The following is a 14,944-nucleotide window of genomic DNA, read 5'->3' on the forward strand; positions in this document are numbered from 1 at the left end:
AACGTTAGATTCTGGCCTCGTGCCAGAATGACAGTAATACAAACGTCATGCTGGACTTGATCCAGCATCCAGAAATCGTAGCCCCTTATTTCTTTGCCTTATTCATATAGCGCTCAAGACGTTGTTGGGAGACTTTCTGGCGCATTTCTTCACGCTCTAAATCGCGCATGACATCTTGTACGTAACTTAAGTGCGCTTTTGCTGCCTTGCGTGCTTCATCCGGGTCCCCTGACATGACCGGATCATAAATCGCGCGGTGTTGTTTAAGCAGAAGGTCGCGCGCACCGCGGCGGGTATAAAGCTGCATACGGTTATAAAAAACACCTTCGCGCAAGACATTGACCATGGCGCGCATGATATGGAGTAACACCACATTGTGAGAGGCTTCTGCAATAGCAAGATGGAAGTCTGCATCAATATCAGCTTCTTCATGAGGGTCATCATCCTCATGGGCGCGCTCCATCGCCTCAAAACAGTTTTTCAAAATTTCACGATCGGCATCAGTTGAACGCAGTGCTGCAAAATAAGCCGCATTTCCTTCAATGATGGATCGAAACTCGACAAAGTCACTGGCCGTATCAGGGTGGGTTTGCAGCATTTCCATTAACGGGTCGGTCAAGGTCTGGGAGAGGAAATTGCGCACATAGGTGCCACCGCCTTGTTTGGTTTCAACCAATCCCTGCTTTTCCAATTGCTGAATCGCGGTGCGCAGACTCGGGCGCGAAACCGACATTTGAGTCGCCAAATCACGCTCAGCCGGTATGCGGTCACCGGGAACCCATAGACCTTGGAGAATATTGTTTTCCAATTTTTTTGCCACCACGTCGGCGACTTTTTCTTGTTTTACTTTTTCATAAGTCATTGAAAATCATCAAATAGTTTTTGGAGTTGGGCTGTAACTTAGTTCAATTCTAATGGTTATAGCAGAAAAAACAACATACCCAAAACTACTTAGCCTCCCTCTACCGATTAATTGGTAAATTAAATTTACCTATTTACAAGATTGGTAAATAAATATAACCAATTTATATGAAATAGCTCAGAGGGCAACTTCCTCAAGGGCCAATAACAAGAAAAATCATCGTTTATTTTGTTTCAACGGTCATATTATTTGACCAATTCATGTAACCTTGGGAGGTTATATTTTATGCGTAAGCTTATTCTTGCAACTGCTGCAGCCGCAGCACTCTCACTTACTGCAACAGCTCCGGCACAAGCAGGTAAAGTTCTTCTTAAAGCACCAATCGCTTTTGGTTCTCACCTACCGGGTCTGGGTACGCCGATCATTCGCGTGGCTGAAGAATTGAAAAATGCCTCTGGTGGCGACATTAAAATGAAAGTGTACGAGCCAAAGAAACTCGTTGCTCCATTTGAAATTCTTGATGCTGTATCAACTGGTAAAGTAAATGCCGGTTACGCAACAGCAGGTTACTGGGCTGGTAAAATGAAAGCCGCTCCTTTGTTCTCTGCTGTTCCTTTTGGTCCAGAAGCTGGTGAATATATGGCGTGGTTGTACTACGGCAACGGTATGAAGCTTTATCAAGGCATGTATGATGAAGCAGGCTACAATGTAAAAGTTCTGCCATGTGCGATCATTGCACCAGAAACATCAGGCTGGTTCTCCAAGCCAATTGAAAAGCCAGAAGACCTTCAAGGCCTGAAAATGCGCTTCTTCGGTCTAGGTGGTAAAGTTATGCAGAAACTCGGCGTTTCTACATCCTTGCTACCCGGTGGCGAAATTTTCCCTGCACTTGAGAAAAAAGCAATTGATGCAACTGAATTCTCTATGCCTGCAATCGATAAGAAACTCGGTTTCCACAAACTGGTTAAATACAACTACTTCCCAGGCTGGCACCAGCAAGCAACAGTTTTCGAACTGCTGATCAATGGCGACACATGGAAGAAAATGGACAAAAGCCAACAAGCAACTGTTGAAAACGTCTGTAAAGCATCTATGGCCCACTCTTTTGCTGAAGGTGAAGCTATCCAGTTTGAAGCTATGAAAGAAAACGTTGAGAAGAACGGCGTTAAAATCATGACTTGGAACGACACAATGCTCGCTACATTCAAAAGCACATGGGAAGATGTTGCTGCTGAAGAATCTAAAGATGCTAGCTTCAAGAAAGTTTATGACGATCTGACAACTTTCCGCGATGGCTATGCACTATGGAAAGCAAACGCTTTCTTGCCTCGTAAGTAAGATACACCTCCCTAGAGTATCTGCTTAATCTTGGGCGCGGTGGATCAACGACGAACACCGCGCCTCTTTTTTTAAAGGCCCCATATGTCATTCCCGCGAAAGCGGGAATCTTGCAAGGATCATATCAGGTCCCCGCTTCCGCGAGGATGACCATAGGGCACATAAAAACTGGAGGATCACCTGATGGGTACACCCACCGATCTCCCCCCACATCCACATGTGGCAGAAAAAGTCGACGAACTAAAAATTCATGAGGACGAAAAACACGTCCCGTTTCCCGACTTCCTTGACAATCTTATCCGCCATATCGGCCATGCTGTTTGCGGTGTAAATGCACTGTTAATCGCGGCCATCATTGGCAACGTGGCACTGCGTTATGGTTTTTCAAATGGTCAGGTCTGGCTGGAAGAATTGCAATGGCACTTTTATGCCATCGGCGTGATGATGGGGCTTTCTTATGCGCAAGTAAATGACAGCCACATCCGTGTTGATATCTTACATGCGCGTTTTTCTGATCGCACCAAGCGCATTGTTGAAATTATCGGCATCTTGTTATTCGTTTTGCCGTTTATCTGGGTGATTTTCTATCACAGCCTTGATTTTGTTTACGATTCATATCGCACTTCTGAGCGCTCAGACGCACCGCTTGGTCTGCCCTATCGCTGGCTCATCAAAGGCTTTATTCCCCTGTCATTTGGCTTGCTTGGGCTTGGTGTACTTTCCCGCCTCATCCGTGACGTTTACCTACTTGTGAAAGGACGTTAAGACCATGGAAAATGAAATCATCGTCGGCGCAATGTTCGCAAGTTTCATCATCTTCTTATTCTTGGGCATTCCTGTTGCTTGGGTCTTGGGTGGTGTTGGTGTTCTCTTTGCTGGTGTTGGCTATTTTGCCGATATCTATCTTGATACAATGACCGGGCTGGACTTTCTAACCCTTGGCCTTGTGGTTAACCGTGTCTTTAAAATTATGGATAACTGGGTCCTTGTGGCCTTACCCATGTTTATCTTTATGGGGCTTATGCTTGATGAGTCCGGTATTGCTGAGCGTTTAATGAAATCCATGCAGGAATTGTTCGGTAAAGTGCGCGGTGGTCTTGCCATCACGGTCACTTGTATCGGGATTATTCTGGCGGCCTCCACAGGCATTATCGGGGCCTCTGTTGTTCTGCTTGGCCTGTTGTCGTTGCAACCCATGTTGCAACAGGGCTATAATAAACAGCTTGCTGTGGGCACCGTTGCGGCATCGGGCTGTCTTGGTATCTTGATCCCGCCGTCTATTATGCTGGTGATCATGGCTGACCAGCTGGCCCTAAGTGTGGGTGACCTGTTTATGGGTGCTGTGTTCCCGGGGCTTTTGTTGGGTGCGCTTTATATCATCTATATTCTGGTCTACGGTTTGGTGAAGCCTGAAAATACCCCGCTTTCCCAAGATCGTCGCGATCTGGAACTTCATGTTCTGTGGGATGTGGCAAAAGCTGTTATGCCTGCGGTTCTTTTGATCTTTGCCGTGCTGGGTTCTATCTTTGCCGGTATGGCAACTCCAACCGAAGCCTCCGGTGTGGGTGCGCTTGGTGCAACGCTTCTTGCAGCCTTTTATCGCAACCTTAACATCAAGGTCTTCTTTGAAGTCTGTAAGGCAACCTTTAACACCACAGCTTACATCTTTGCCATCTTCCTTGGGGCGACCTGTTTTGCCCTTGTGCTTCGTGAACTCGGTGGGGATGAGATTATTGAGGGGATGCTCACAGGCCTGCCGTTTGGTCCATATGGCATTGTCATGGTGATCTTGGGCTTTGTCTTCTTGCTCGGCTTTATTCTGGACTGGATTGAAATCACCTTGATTGTCCTGCCGCTTTTGGCACCTGTGGTTTCTGCGCTGGGCTTGGATGTACCGGGCTATGGCGTGATTGATAATCCTGATCTGGTTTGGTTCGTGATGTTGGTGGCAATGACCTTGCAAACCAGTTTCCTAACCCCACCTGTAGGTTTTGCCCTTTTCTATCTTAAAGGGGTCTGTCCGCCGGAAATTAAGCTGATGGATATCTATAAAGGTGTTGTCCCATTCATCATCTTGCAGCTGATCGGCCTATCAATTGTAGCCTTCTGGCCGACGATCGTAACCTGGTTACCATCCGTGGCCTATAACTAAGGAGGGAAGCTTATGAGCCGTATTTATCCTGATAAACCTCAATCCGTGTATTTTTTCGGCACCTGTCTTGTGGATTTATTTTATCCCAAGGCAGGGGTTGCGGGGATGGAATTGATCAAGCGCGAAGGCGTTGAGGTCATCTTTCCCCAAGGACAAAGCTGTTGCGGTCAACCGGCGTTTAATTCCGGTCACCGCGATGACGCCCGCGAAGTTGCACGCGCACAGCTGGGTTTATTCCCAAAAGATATTCCCGTTGTGCTGCCTTCTGGGTCTTGTGCAGGCATGATGCATAAACATTATCCAGAATTGTTTGAAGGTGATCGTGATTATGACAAGGCTTGTGAGCTTGCTTCGCGTGTTTATGAACTGAGCGACTTCTTGCTCAATGTGTTGAAGGTCGATCTTACTGATCAGGGGGATCCGCTTAAGATTACATGGCATGGTTCCTGTCATTCCCAACGTGAAATGGGTGTGCGCGAACAGCCAAAAGAACTGATCAAGCAATTATCAAATGTGGAGCTGGTTGAGCTTGCCCGCGAAAAAGAATGTTGCGGTTTTGGCGGAACGTTTGCTGTACGCCAGCCTGAAATCTCTGCGGCTATGGTGTCTGATAAAGTTGATGATGCAGAAGCCACGGGTGCTGAGAAACTGATCTCGGGTGATTGCGGTTGCATGATGAATATCACAGGCCATATGGAACATCGCAGCAGCGAGCTCTCAGGCCAGCATTTAGCAGAGTTTTTATGGGAGCGTACCAATGGGAATCGTTAACGGTAAAAACTTTAAAGAACGTGCTTCAAAAGCGCTTCAAGACCAGCAGTTGCGCGGAAATTTCCGCAAAGCCATGGATGGCTTGATGACAAAGCGTGCCGCGCAGTTTGAAAATGGGGATGAATGGACACGTCTGCGCGCCCTTGGTGAAAGCATCAAGAAACGCGCCTTGTCCAAACTGCCAGAACTGCTTGTGCAATTGGAAGAAAACCTGATTAAAAACGGCATTAAGGTCCATTGGGCCGAGGATGTGGATCAGGCCAACGAGATTATTTTAGGGATTTTAAATTCCCATGATGTGAAAACCGTGGTGAAGGGTAAATCCATGGTGTCTGAGGAAATGGAGCTGAACCATTTTCTAGGCGATCACGGTATTAAGGCCCTAGAGGCCGATTTGGGTGAATATATCGTGCAGATGGCAGATGAAATGCCGTCTCACATTATTATGCCTGCCATTCACATGAACAAAGGGCAAATTGCCAAGCTGTTTACAGACAAGCTGCACACAGAATATTCTGAAGATGCAGCTGAGCTGACAGCCATTGCCCGCAAAGAACTCCGTCGTGAATTTGCCAACGCAGGCGCAGGCCTGTCGGGGGTGAATTTCGCGGTAGCCGAGACCGGAACGCTCTGCCTCGTTGAAAATGAGGGTAACGGGCGGATGGTGACGACAGTTCCCCCTGTCCATATCGCCGTCACCGGAATCGAAAAAGTGGTGGAAAACTTAAGTGATGTCCCCGCACTCTTAAGCCTGTTGACCCGATCAGCGACGGGTCAACCCATCACGACTTATTTCAACATGATCAACAGCCCGCGCAAAGAAGGTGAAAAAGATGGTCCCCAAGAGGTTCATCTGGTTTTGCTGGATAATGGGCGCTCTGATGTCTATCGCGATGTTGAGACCCGCGACACCTTACAGTGCATCCGTTGTGGGGCCTGTATGAACCATTGTCCTGTCTATACCCGTGTGGGCGGTCATGCTTATGGTGGGGTTTATCCCGGCCCTGTTGGGAAAATCCTCACCCCGCAACTGGAAGGTCTGGACCAATATCCAGAACATGCCAGTGCCTCAACATTGTGTAATGCCTGTGTTGAAGTGTGCCCGGTGAAAATCCCCATTGCCAAGATGCTGGTGCGTCTGCGCGATGAAAATTCCGGTAATTGTCCCCATGGAGAACATCCTGTGAAGGGCCGTGGTGCCAAATCATCCGCTGTTGAGCATGCCGGCTGGAAGGGATGGAAAGCCATGAATGCCAACCCAACCACCTACAAGGTTGCCACCAAAGCCATGAGCAAAATGGGCAATCTGATGCCGTCAAGTCTACCTATGTTGTCTGAATGGACCTCGGTACGTTCCAAGCCGAAGTTCGCCAAGCAAACACTACATGATCTTGTTAAAAAGATGGATGTGAAAAATGACTAATACAGCCCGAGAAAATATCCTAGCCAAACTGAATGCAGCCCAGCCTTCTAAAACATATGAAGCCTCAGACTTTAATGTGTTGAAAGAAAAACAGCTCAGTCCAGAAGAGCGCATCCGAAAATATAAAGAGGTCACAACAGCGGTAAATACGGTTGTGTTTGACCTTGATCGCGCCAATTGGGTGGAGCAGTTGGAAAAGCTGCTTGAAGAAAAAGGTATCCGTCATTTGATGTATGCCCCCTCTTGTGATTTGGGCCAAAACATCGAAGAAAAATGGTCGCAGAAATCCGCTGCCCTTGTCCCCTACAACAAGGCGATGGAAGAATGCAAAGACGTGCTCTTTGATATTGATGCGGCTATTACCTCAACTCTGGGCGCGGTGGCTGAAACCGGTAGTGTGATCTTATGGCCCACTAAGGAAGAGCCTAGATTGCTCTCGCTCACACCGCCTGTGCATATCGCCGTGGTGCAGGCTGATAAATTCTACAATACATTTTATGAGGCGATTGAGAGCAGCAACTGGGCGTCAAACATGCCGACAAATGCTTTGTTGATTTCCGGTCCCAGTAAAACCGCCGATATCGAACAAGAGCTTTGTTATGGCGTTCATGGCCCTAAAGAGCTGATCGTCCTCATCATTCACGACTAATTCATAAAAAGAGCTTTAAAATGATCAACCGTCCTGAAAAAATCCGTCGTCTATTAGCTGCAAACCGTGGTGAAATTGCCATTCGGATCTGCCGTGCGGCATCCGAGCTGGGGATTGAGACCGTTGCGATTTATTCCAACGAAGACCGTTTTGCCCTTCATCGTTTTAAAGCTGATGAATCATATCTGATTGGTGAAGGTAAAGGTCCGGTTGAAGCTTACCTTGATATTGAAACCATCATCCGTGTGGCAAAAGATGCCAATGTGGATGCGATCCATCCCGGCTATGGCCTGCTTTCTGAAAATCCGACTTTTGCGCGCCGTTGTGAAGAAGAAGGTCTTATCTTTGTTGGGCCAAAAGCGGAAGTCATGGAAGGGCTTGGCAATAAGGTTTCTGCGCGCAATCTTGCCGTGCGCGCTGGTGCGCCAGTGGTGCCTGCAACAAACGCGCTGCCCGATGATGAAGAGGTGATTAAGGCTGAGGCGGCAAAGGTCGGCTATCCCATGATCACCAAAGCCTCATGGGGTGGTGGTGGTCGCGGTATGCGCGAGATTGAAAGCGAGGCTGAGCTTTTACAACAGGTCGATGCGGCAAAACGCGAAGCCAAGGCCGCCTTTGGCAATGATGAGCTCTATTTGGAAAAACTTGTGCGCCGTGCCCGTCACGTTGAAGTGCAGATCATTGGCGATACCCATGGCAATGTGGTTCACCTGTTTGAGCGTGATTGTTCGGTCCAGCGTCGCAACCAAAAAGTCGTAGAGCGTGCCCCTGCACCTTATTTAAATGATGAAAAACGCACAGAGCTTTGTGAAGCCGCCTTGAAAATTGCGCGCACGGCGAATTATTCCTGTGCGGGTACCGTTGAATTCCTCATGGATGTGGATACAGAAGAATTCTACTTTATTGAGGTGAACCCACGTGTACAGGTGGAACATACTGTAACCGAAGTGGTGACAGGCATTGATATCGTTCAGGCCCAAATCCGTATTTGTGAAGGGGCGATGATCGGGCGTGATGATAGTGGGGTCCCTGCCCAAGAAGACATCAAGCTTAATGGTCATTCCATCCAGTGTCGTGTAACGACCGAAGACCCTGAAAATAACTTTATCCCAGATTACGGCAAAATCCTTGCTTATCGCGGGGCGACAGGCTTTGGTATTCGCCTTGATGGTGGGACGGCCTTTAGCGGGGCGTTGGTGACGCGTTATTACGATAGCCTTTTGGAAAAAGTCACCGCATGGGGTGCAAGCCCGAATGAGGCGGTGGCGCGTATGGATCGTGCCTTGCGTGAATTTCGTATTCGCGGGGTTGCAACCAATCTGACTTTCCTTGAAAATGTTCTGTCTCATGAAAAGTTCCTCACCGGGGCTTATACCACCAAGTTTATTGATACCGCGCCTGAGCTATTTGATATGCCAAAGCGTCAGGATCGTGCCTCTAAACTGTTGAATTTCCTTGGCGAAGTGATGGTGAATGGCAATCCAGAAGTGGCTGGTCGTATCCATCCAAACCATATTCATCACCCAAGCGCGCCTAACTACGCCGTGCCCATTGGCGATGGTTTAAAGCAGAAATTGGCAAATGAGGGGCCAAAGGCTGTGGCAGACTGGATGCTTGCCCAAGATCGTCTGCTTCTCACCGATACCACCATGCGCGATGCCCATCAGTCCTTGTTAGCCACCCGTGTGCGCACCGATGATTTGGTTAAAATTGCACCAAGTTATGCAGCGCGTTTGCCTGAGCTGTTCTCCGTTGAATGTTGGGGTGGGGCGACCTTTGATGTGGCTATGCGTTTCTTAAAAGAATGCCCATGGGAGCGTTTGGAACGTTTAAGTGCAGCAATGCCCAACCATTTGACCCAAATGTTGCTACGTGCCAGCAATGGGGTGGGCTATACCAACTATCCTGATAATGCGGTGAAATACCTTGTTGAGCGCGCTGCAAATGCGGGCATGGATGTGTTTCGTGTGTTTGATAGCCTTAACTGGGTTGAAAATATGCGCGTTGCCATGGATGCGGTGCTTGATACGGGCAAGATGTGTGAAGCCACGGTTTGTTACACAGGCGATACCTTAGATGCAAACCGTTCAAAATATGATCTAAAATATTATGTTGATATGGCAAAGGAACTGGAAGGTGCTGGTGCACATATCCTTGCCATTAAAGATATGGCGGGCTTGTTGAAACCAGCTGCTGCCACGCAGCTCTTTAGCGCGCTTAAAAATGAAATTTCCATTCCGGTTCATTTCCATACTCATGACACTTCAGGAATTGCAGCTGCCTCCATTTTGGCAGCCGCAGAGGCCGGTGTTGACGCCGTAGACGCAGCCCTTGACTCAATGAGCGGTCTAACCTCTCAAGCAAACCTCGGCTCTATCGTGGCGGCACTGAAAAACACCCCGCGCGACACCGGCCTCGACCAAACAGCTTTGCGCAAAGTTTCTGATTATTGGGAAGCGGTGCGTGCCAATTATGTTGGTTTTGAAAGCGATATCCGTTGTGGCACAAGTGATGTTTATAACCACGAAATGCCCGGTGGTCAGTATACCAACCTGCGCCAACAAGCGCGCAGCCTTGGCATTGAAGAACATTGGTCTGAAGTTTCAGACGCTTATGCTGATGTGAACCAGATGTTTGGTGACATCGTCAAAGTGACACCGTCTTCCAAGGTTGTGGGCGATATGGCCTTGATGATGGTGACGTCATCTTTAAGCCGTGATGATGTGGAAAACCCCGATAAAGAAATTGCGTTTCCAGACTCGGTTGTTTCTTTCTTCAAAGGCGAGCTAGGCCAGCCAACAGGTGGCTTCCCAAAAGCTTTACAAGATAAAGTCTTAAAAGGGGAAACGCCTATTACCGTGCGCCCGGGCTCTGTCATGGACCCGCTTGACCTAGATGCTGAGCGCAAGGCAGCAGAAGAAATCGCAGGTCGTACGATCAGTGAGAATGAACTTGCCTCTTACATCATGTATCCAGCGGTGTTTCGCGATTATGTGAGCCATCAAAATGAATTTGGGGATGTGACTGTTTTGCCCACAGGTGCGTTCTTTTACGGGATGGAAGCGGGCGAAGAAATGGCGGTGGATATTGCCAAGGGCAAGACCTTGTTTATTCGTTTTCGCGCTATGTCAGATGCGGATGAAGAAGGGCGACGCACCGTCTTTTTCGAGCTAAATGGTCAACCGCGTAACGTTAAAATTACCGATAAGGCAACAGCACCGCAAAAAGAAGCCGCCCCTAAGGCCGAAGATGGCAATGAAAACCATGTGGGTGCGCCCATGCCCGGCCTTGTGGTTTCTGTTGCAGTTAAAGAAGGTGATGAGGTTGAGCGCGGTGATGTGTTGTGTTCCATTGAAGCCATGAAGATGGAAACCTCTGTGCTGGCTGAAAAATCCGGCACCATTGAGCGTGTTGTTTCAAGTGCTGGAACCCAAGTTGATACCAAGGACCTTCTTGTGGTCCTTGGTTAATTCCACAAATAAAAAAACAGACGAAAGCGTCTCAAAAGCAATAATAATTTGTGTGTTAAGCCGTGTTTAATGAGGAGTATTGACCATGAATATATCAGGTCAAGGGGAACAGGGAACGACTGCGCAACCAGCTATTTCGCTGGATGTGAATTATGCACAGGAAGTGTGTGATCTTATTGCGGATCAAACAGAATGCATCATTTCCTTTATGGGGGATAAAGGTGTCATTTTGGCCTCTTCCATTCATGAGCGTATCGGCGATATCCATGATATTGCCGGACGTATCATGCGCCATGATATGGATGTTTATGACGTCACCAAACAAGAAGCCGCCAAATCAGCAGGCATGCGCGAAGGGCGAAATATGGCCCTTGATGTAGAAGGCGCGCGTGTTTGCAGCATTGGAGTGGGCGGACCGTTAGATAAAGCGCGGGCTTATGCTGCCATTGTTCATCTTTCCATTCGCACCATGTTAGAAGCCCAGTCTATGGAAAGCCGCCATAAGGCAGAGCTCGCCGATATGTTGGAAGCGCGCCTTAATAGCAGCCTTGAGGCTATTCGGGGATCAATTCGCACACTTGATGAGACATGCCGTGAAATGGATGAGCGTATGACCTCAACGGTTTCATCAGGCCAAAATGTGTCGGATGCCAGCTTATCAACGCAACAAAATGTGGAAATGGTGTCAGCAGCGACCACAGAGCTCAGCGCCTCGGTTGGTGAAATTACAAGGCAAGTAAGCGATGTGGCAGGTGCGGTTGATGATATGCATGAAATATCAAATGATACCAGCTCCCAGATTGCACAGCTTGAAGCCGCGGCTGATCAAATCGGTCAGTTCATTCAAGTGATTACGGGGATTTCCAGCCAGACAAACCTGCTTGCTTTAAACGCAACCATTGAAGCTGCGCGCGCGGGTGAGGCAGGAAAAGGTTTTGCGGTTGTGGCAAGTGAGGTGAAAAGCCTGGCAAAAGAAACCGATAAAGCCACCCAAGAAATCTCAGCCCAAGTAAAGCGTATTCAATCTCAAACCGGGCATTCGGTCAAAGCGATTAATAATATCGCTCATTCGGTCAATACCATTAACGAGATTGTTGGTTCTGTTTCTGAATCAACCAATCAACAGGCTCAAGCCACCCATGAAATTGCAGAAAATTCAACACAAGCAGCAGGGGCGGCTGCGCAGATATCAACCGAGATTTCTGAAGTGATTGAGCTGGCTCAATCAACCGAAAGACGGGTGCAAACCGTTGCCCAAACCATGCAAAATTTACGACAGGACACACGATCGCTTTCAGAAGACATGAAAGAAGTGATACAGTCACTGCGTGTGCATTAAAAAATAACAGGAAGTTCCACAGTCGAAAGAAGAATAAAATGCTGAAATCTCCCTACAATGACCTCCATAAAGACTTGCAAAAAAACTTTGCTGAGGAACGGCTCATCACTGACCCGTTGCGCACCCTTGCTTATGGAACAGACGCCAGCTTTTATCGCTTGATCCCGCAAATTGTGGTGATTGTGGAAACTGAAGAAGAGGTTCAGGAACTTCTTTCACAATGTCGCAGCCATAACACGCCCGTGACCTTTCGCGCAGCAGGCACCAGCCTTTCAGGCCAAGCAGTAACCGATAGTGTTTTGGGCCTTCTTGGTGATAACTGGAATGGCTTTAGTCTGGCGGAAGATCATGCAACGGTTAGCCTGCAACCCGGTGTAATTGGCGGGCAAGCCAATGCCAAGCTGGCCCCCTTTGGTAAAAAGATCGGGCCGGACCCGGCTTCAATCAATGCGGCGAAAATTGGCGGGATTGCAGCTAATAACGCCTCAGGTATGTGTTGTGGAACTGCGCAAAATAGTTATCGCACGCTTTCTGCCATGCGCCTTATTTTACAAGATGGCACGTTGCTGGATACGGGGGATCAAACCTCTATTGATCTTTTTCGCCAATCCCATTCAGAGCTGCTTAATGCACTGGCGGGTTTGCGCGATGAGATCAAGGCTGACCCGGTTTTAGCCGGGCGTATTGAAAAGAAATTCAAAATCAAAAATACTACGGGCTATAGTCTGAATGCATTGATTGATTATGAAGACCCGATTGATATTTTGCAGCATTTGATGATTGGCTCAGAAGGTACCTTGGGCTTTATTGCAGAAGTTACCTATAAGACCTGTGTGGAACATAGCCATAAGGCTTCTGCCATGGTCTATTTTGAAACCACGCAAATTGCTGCGCGTGCCGTGCAGGCCTTGAAATCCGCACCTGTTTCAGCCGTGGAACTGGTGGACCGCGCAGGCCTTCATAGTGTTGAAGATAAGCCGGGTATGCCGTCTTTCTTAAAAGACTTACCTGAAGACGCTACTGCCTTGTTAATAGAGGTGCGTGGTGAAAACTGTGGGGAGCTCACCGAGCTTATTGAAGCCGCTACACAGTCTTTTGCCCATATTGAAACGGTGCAACCTGTTGAGTTTTCAGATGACCCTGAAGTGTGCGCGCGCTACTGGGGCATTCGCAAAGGGCTCTTCCCGCTTGTGGGGGCTATGCGTGAAACAGGCACCAGTGTGATTATTGAAGATATTGCCTTTCCCATTGAACATTTGGCTGATGGTCTGGAAGACTTGCACCATATTTTCAAAGACTACCATTATGACGAGGCGATCATTTTTGGTCATGCCTTGGAAGGGAACCTGCATTTTGTTTTCACACAGGATTTCAACACCGAAAGTGAAGTTGAACGTTACGGCAAGTTTATGGATGCCGTCTGTGAAATGGTGGTTAAAAAATATGATGGCTCGCTTAAGGCTGAACATGGCACAGGGCGCAATATGGCCCCTTTTGTGGAGATGGAATGGGGCGCAGATGCCTTTGGCCTGATGAAGCGCATCAAGGCATTGTTTGACCCCCAAGAGCTGTTGAACCCAGGGGTGATTATCAATGAAGATAAAGAAATTCATGTCAAAAACCTCAAACCCCTGCCAGCTTCAGAAGCCATTGTGGATAAATGTATCGAATGTGGTTTTTGTGAACCTAAATGCCCGTCTCGTCACCTGACCTTAACACCGCGTCAACGCATCGTCGGCTGGCGTGAGATTTCACGGCGCGAGGATGCGGGTGAAAACAGTAAGGATTTGCGCGATCTTTATGCCTATCAGGGCATGGATACGTGTGCGGCTTGCGGGCTTTGTGCAACGGCTTGCCCGGTGGGGATTGAAACCGGGGCCTTGATCAAGCTTTTGCGTGGTAAAGAAGCTGGGGACAGTGCCGGCAAGATCGGTCAATGGTTTGCTGATCATTACGGCACAGCCATGAGTGCGACCTCTATGGGGCTCAAAGCGGCAAACTTGGCCCATGGTATTTTAGGCTCAAAAGTCATGCAGGGCATGAGCGATGGGATGCGCAAAATCTCAGGGGAACGCACCCCGCGCTGGACAGCTGCCATGCCCACAGGGATTTCCTTTAAGCCAGAACCTTCCCCAGCTACAGAAAAAGATGTGGTGGTTTATATCCCAAGCTGTGCGTCACGCACCATGGGGCCTGCGCGCGGGGATGATAAGAAAACCCCATTGCCCGTGGTGACTGAGCGCCTGCTTAAGCGCGCAGGCTATGCGGTGCGCTATCCTGAAGGTCTTAATAAGCTATGTTGTGGTCAGCCCTTTGATAGTAAAGGCCTAAAAGAAACCGCTGATCATAAGGCAGAAGAGTTGGAAGTTGCCCTGCTTCAGGCCTCAGAAGGGGGGAAGTATCCGGTTGTGTTTGATACCTCACCTTGCGCGTTTCGCATGAATGCCCTGAAAGGGGAAAAGCTGAAAAGTTATGACATGACAGAATTTATGCATGATCATGTGATGAGCCGACTCGAGTTAACCAAAATAGAACGCAAAGTTGCGATCCATCCCACATGCTCCACACAGAAAATGGCCCTTGATGGCAAGATGAAAGCTGTTGTGCAAGCCTGTGTTAGTGAGGTGGTCATCCCTGAAGGGGTCGGCTGTTGTGGCTGGGCAGGTGATAAAGGCTTTACAACGCCTGAGCTAAACGCCCATGCCTTGCGCAAACTCCCAGATAGCCTTGAAGGCGTGGAGGAAGGATACTCAACCAGCCGGACCTGTGAAATAGGCTTATCAGAAAAAGCAGGCTTTCCTTATCGCTCAATCGTGTATCTTTTAGATGAGTGCACAAAAGGATAATTCTAAAGAAAGTTGTTATCTTTTTGCAAGTGTATCGCAACTGGAAGTTTAAGGTTTGACAAGCTGATATAGGCGGTTCATCATACGGCAAATA

At 48.3% G+C, this 14,944-nt stretch carries 10 protein-coding genes; 9 read left to right on the forward strand and 1 reads right to left on the reverse strand.

From position 1 onward, the window contains the following. Nucleotides 1-85 precede the first annotated feature (85 nt). Entirely contained in the window at nt 86-862 is a 777-nt protein-coding gene (locus MTBPR1_RS10180; RefSeq protein ID WP_069188902.1) for an FCD domain-containing protein, read from the reverse strand. 285 nt (nt 863-1,147) lie between these two features. Between MTBPR1_RS10180 and MTBPR1_RS10185 the strand changes: the two genes are divergently transcribed. The 9 genes from MTBPR1_RS10185 to MTBPR1_RS10225 all read left to right on the forward strand — a co-directional run bounded on the left by MTBPR1_RS10185 (nt 1,148) and on the right by MTBPR1_RS10225 (nt 14,850). Then, complete coding sequence (locus tag MTBPR1_RS10185) at nt 1,148-2,200, forward strand: TRAP transporter substrate-binding protein (protein ID WP_069188903.1); 1,053 nt, start codon at nt 1,148-1,150, stop codon at nt 2,198-2,200. Nucleotides 2,201-2,383: 183 nt separating this feature from the next. Then, nucleotides 2,384-2,965: a TRAP transporter small permease subunit gene (locus tag MTBPR1_RS10190; RefSeq protein WP_083223024.1), complete on the forward strand. Its 582-nt coding sequence runs from the start codon at nt 2,384-2,386 to the stop codon at nt 2,963-2,965. 4 nt (nt 2,966-2,969) lie between these two features. Then, nucleotides 2,970-4,352 (forward strand): TRAP transporter large permease, encoded by a 1,383-nt coding sequence (locus MTBPR1_RS10195; RefSeq protein ID WP_069188904.1) that lies wholly within the window; start codon nt 2,970-2,972, stop codon nt 4,350-4,352. 12 nt (nt 4,353-4,364) lie between these two features. After that, complete coding sequence (locus tag MTBPR1_RS10200) at nt 4,365-5,123, forward strand: (Fe-S)-binding protein (RefSeq protein ID WP_069188905.1); 759 nt, start codon at nt 4,365-4,367, stop codon at nt 5,121-5,123. Further along, on the forward strand, nt 5,110-6,546 hold the full coding sequence (locus tag MTBPR1_RS10205) for a LutB/LldF family L-lactate oxidation iron-sulfur protein (protein WP_069188906.1): 1,437 nt from the start codon (nt 5,110-5,112) through the stop codon (nt 6,544-6,546). The genes MTBPR1_RS10200 and MTBPR1_RS10205 overlap by 14 nt, the downstream gene beginning before the upstream one ends. Further along, complete coding sequence (locus tag MTBPR1_RS10210; protein WP_069188907.1) at nt 6,539-7,195, forward strand: LutC/YkgG family protein; 657 nt, start codon at nt 6,539-6,541, stop codon at nt 7,193-7,195. The genes MTBPR1_RS10205 and MTBPR1_RS10210 overlap by 8 nt, the downstream gene beginning before the upstream one ends. Nucleotides 7,196-7,215: 20 nt before the next feature. Then, entirely contained in the window at nt 7,216-10,665 is a 3,450-nt protein-coding gene (locus MTBPR1_RS10215) for a pyruvate carboxylase (RefSeq protein WP_069188908.1), read from the forward strand. 85 nt (nt 10,666-10,750) lie between these two features. Next, the gene (locus tag MTBPR1_RS10220; RefSeq protein WP_069188909.1) at nt 10,751-12,004 is read left to right on the forward strand and encodes a methyl-accepting chemotaxis protein; all 1,254 of its coding nucleotides are present in this window, start codon (nt 10,751-10,753) and stop codon (nt 12,002-12,004) included. A gap of 38 nt (nt 12,005-12,042) precedes the next feature. Then, on the forward strand, nt 12,043-14,850 hold the full coding sequence (locus tag MTBPR1_RS10225) for an FAD-binding and (Fe-S)-binding domain-containing protein (RefSeq protein WP_069188910.1): 2,808 nt from the start codon (nt 12,043-12,045) through the stop codon (nt 14,848-14,850). Nucleotides 14,851-14,944: the final 94 nt, after the last annotated feature.

This window comes from Candidatus Terasakiella magnetica (assembly GCF_900093605.1).
Classification (GTDB): Bacteria; Pseudomonadota; Alphaproteobacteria; order Rhodospirillales; family Terasakiellaceae; genus Terasakiella; species Terasakiella magnetica.

Excerpts from the sequence above, each read along its gene's own strand:
- MTBPR1_RS10210 (WP_069188907.1), top strand. The coding sequence starts at position 6,539 with ATGACTAATACAGCCCGAGAAAATATCCTAGCCAAACTGAATGCAGCC.
- MTBPR1_RS10205 (WP_069188906.1), top strand. The coding sequence starts at position 5,110 with ATGGGAATCGTTAACGGTAAAAACTTTAAAGAACGTGCTTCAAAAGCG.
- MTBPR1_RS10185 (WP_069188903.1), top strand. The coding sequence starts at position 1,148 with ATGCGTAAGCTTATTCTTGCAACTGCTGCAGCCGCAGCACTCTCACTT.
- MTBPR1_RS10190 (WP_083223024.1), top strand. The coding sequence starts at position 2,384 with ATGGGTACACCCACCGATCTCCCCCCACATCCACATGTGGCAGAAAAA.
- MTBPR1_RS10220 (WP_069188909.1), top strand. The coding sequence starts at position 10,751 with ATGAATATATCAGGTCAAGGGGAACAGGGAACGACTGCGCAACCAGCT.
- MTBPR1_RS10215 (WP_069188908.1), top strand. The coding sequence starts at position 7,216 with ATGATCAACCGTCCTGAAAAAATCCGTCGTCTATTAGCTGCAAACCGT.
- MTBPR1_RS10225 (WP_069188910.1), top strand. The coding sequence starts at position 12,043 with ATGCTGAAATCTCCCTACAATGACCTCCATAAAGACTTGCAAAAAAAC.
- MTBPR1_RS10180 (WP_069188902.1), bottom strand. The coding sequence starts at position 862 with ATGACTTATGAAAAAGTAAAACAAGAAAAAGTCGCCGACGTGGTGGCA.
- MTBPR1_RS10195 (WP_069188904.1), top strand. The coding sequence starts at position 2,970 with ATGGAAAATGAAATCATCGTCGGCGCAATGTTCGCAAGTTTCATCATC.
- MTBPR1_RS10200 (WP_069188905.1), top strand. The coding sequence starts at position 4,365 with ATGAGCCGTATTTATCCTGATAAACCTCAATCCGTGTATTTTTTCGGC.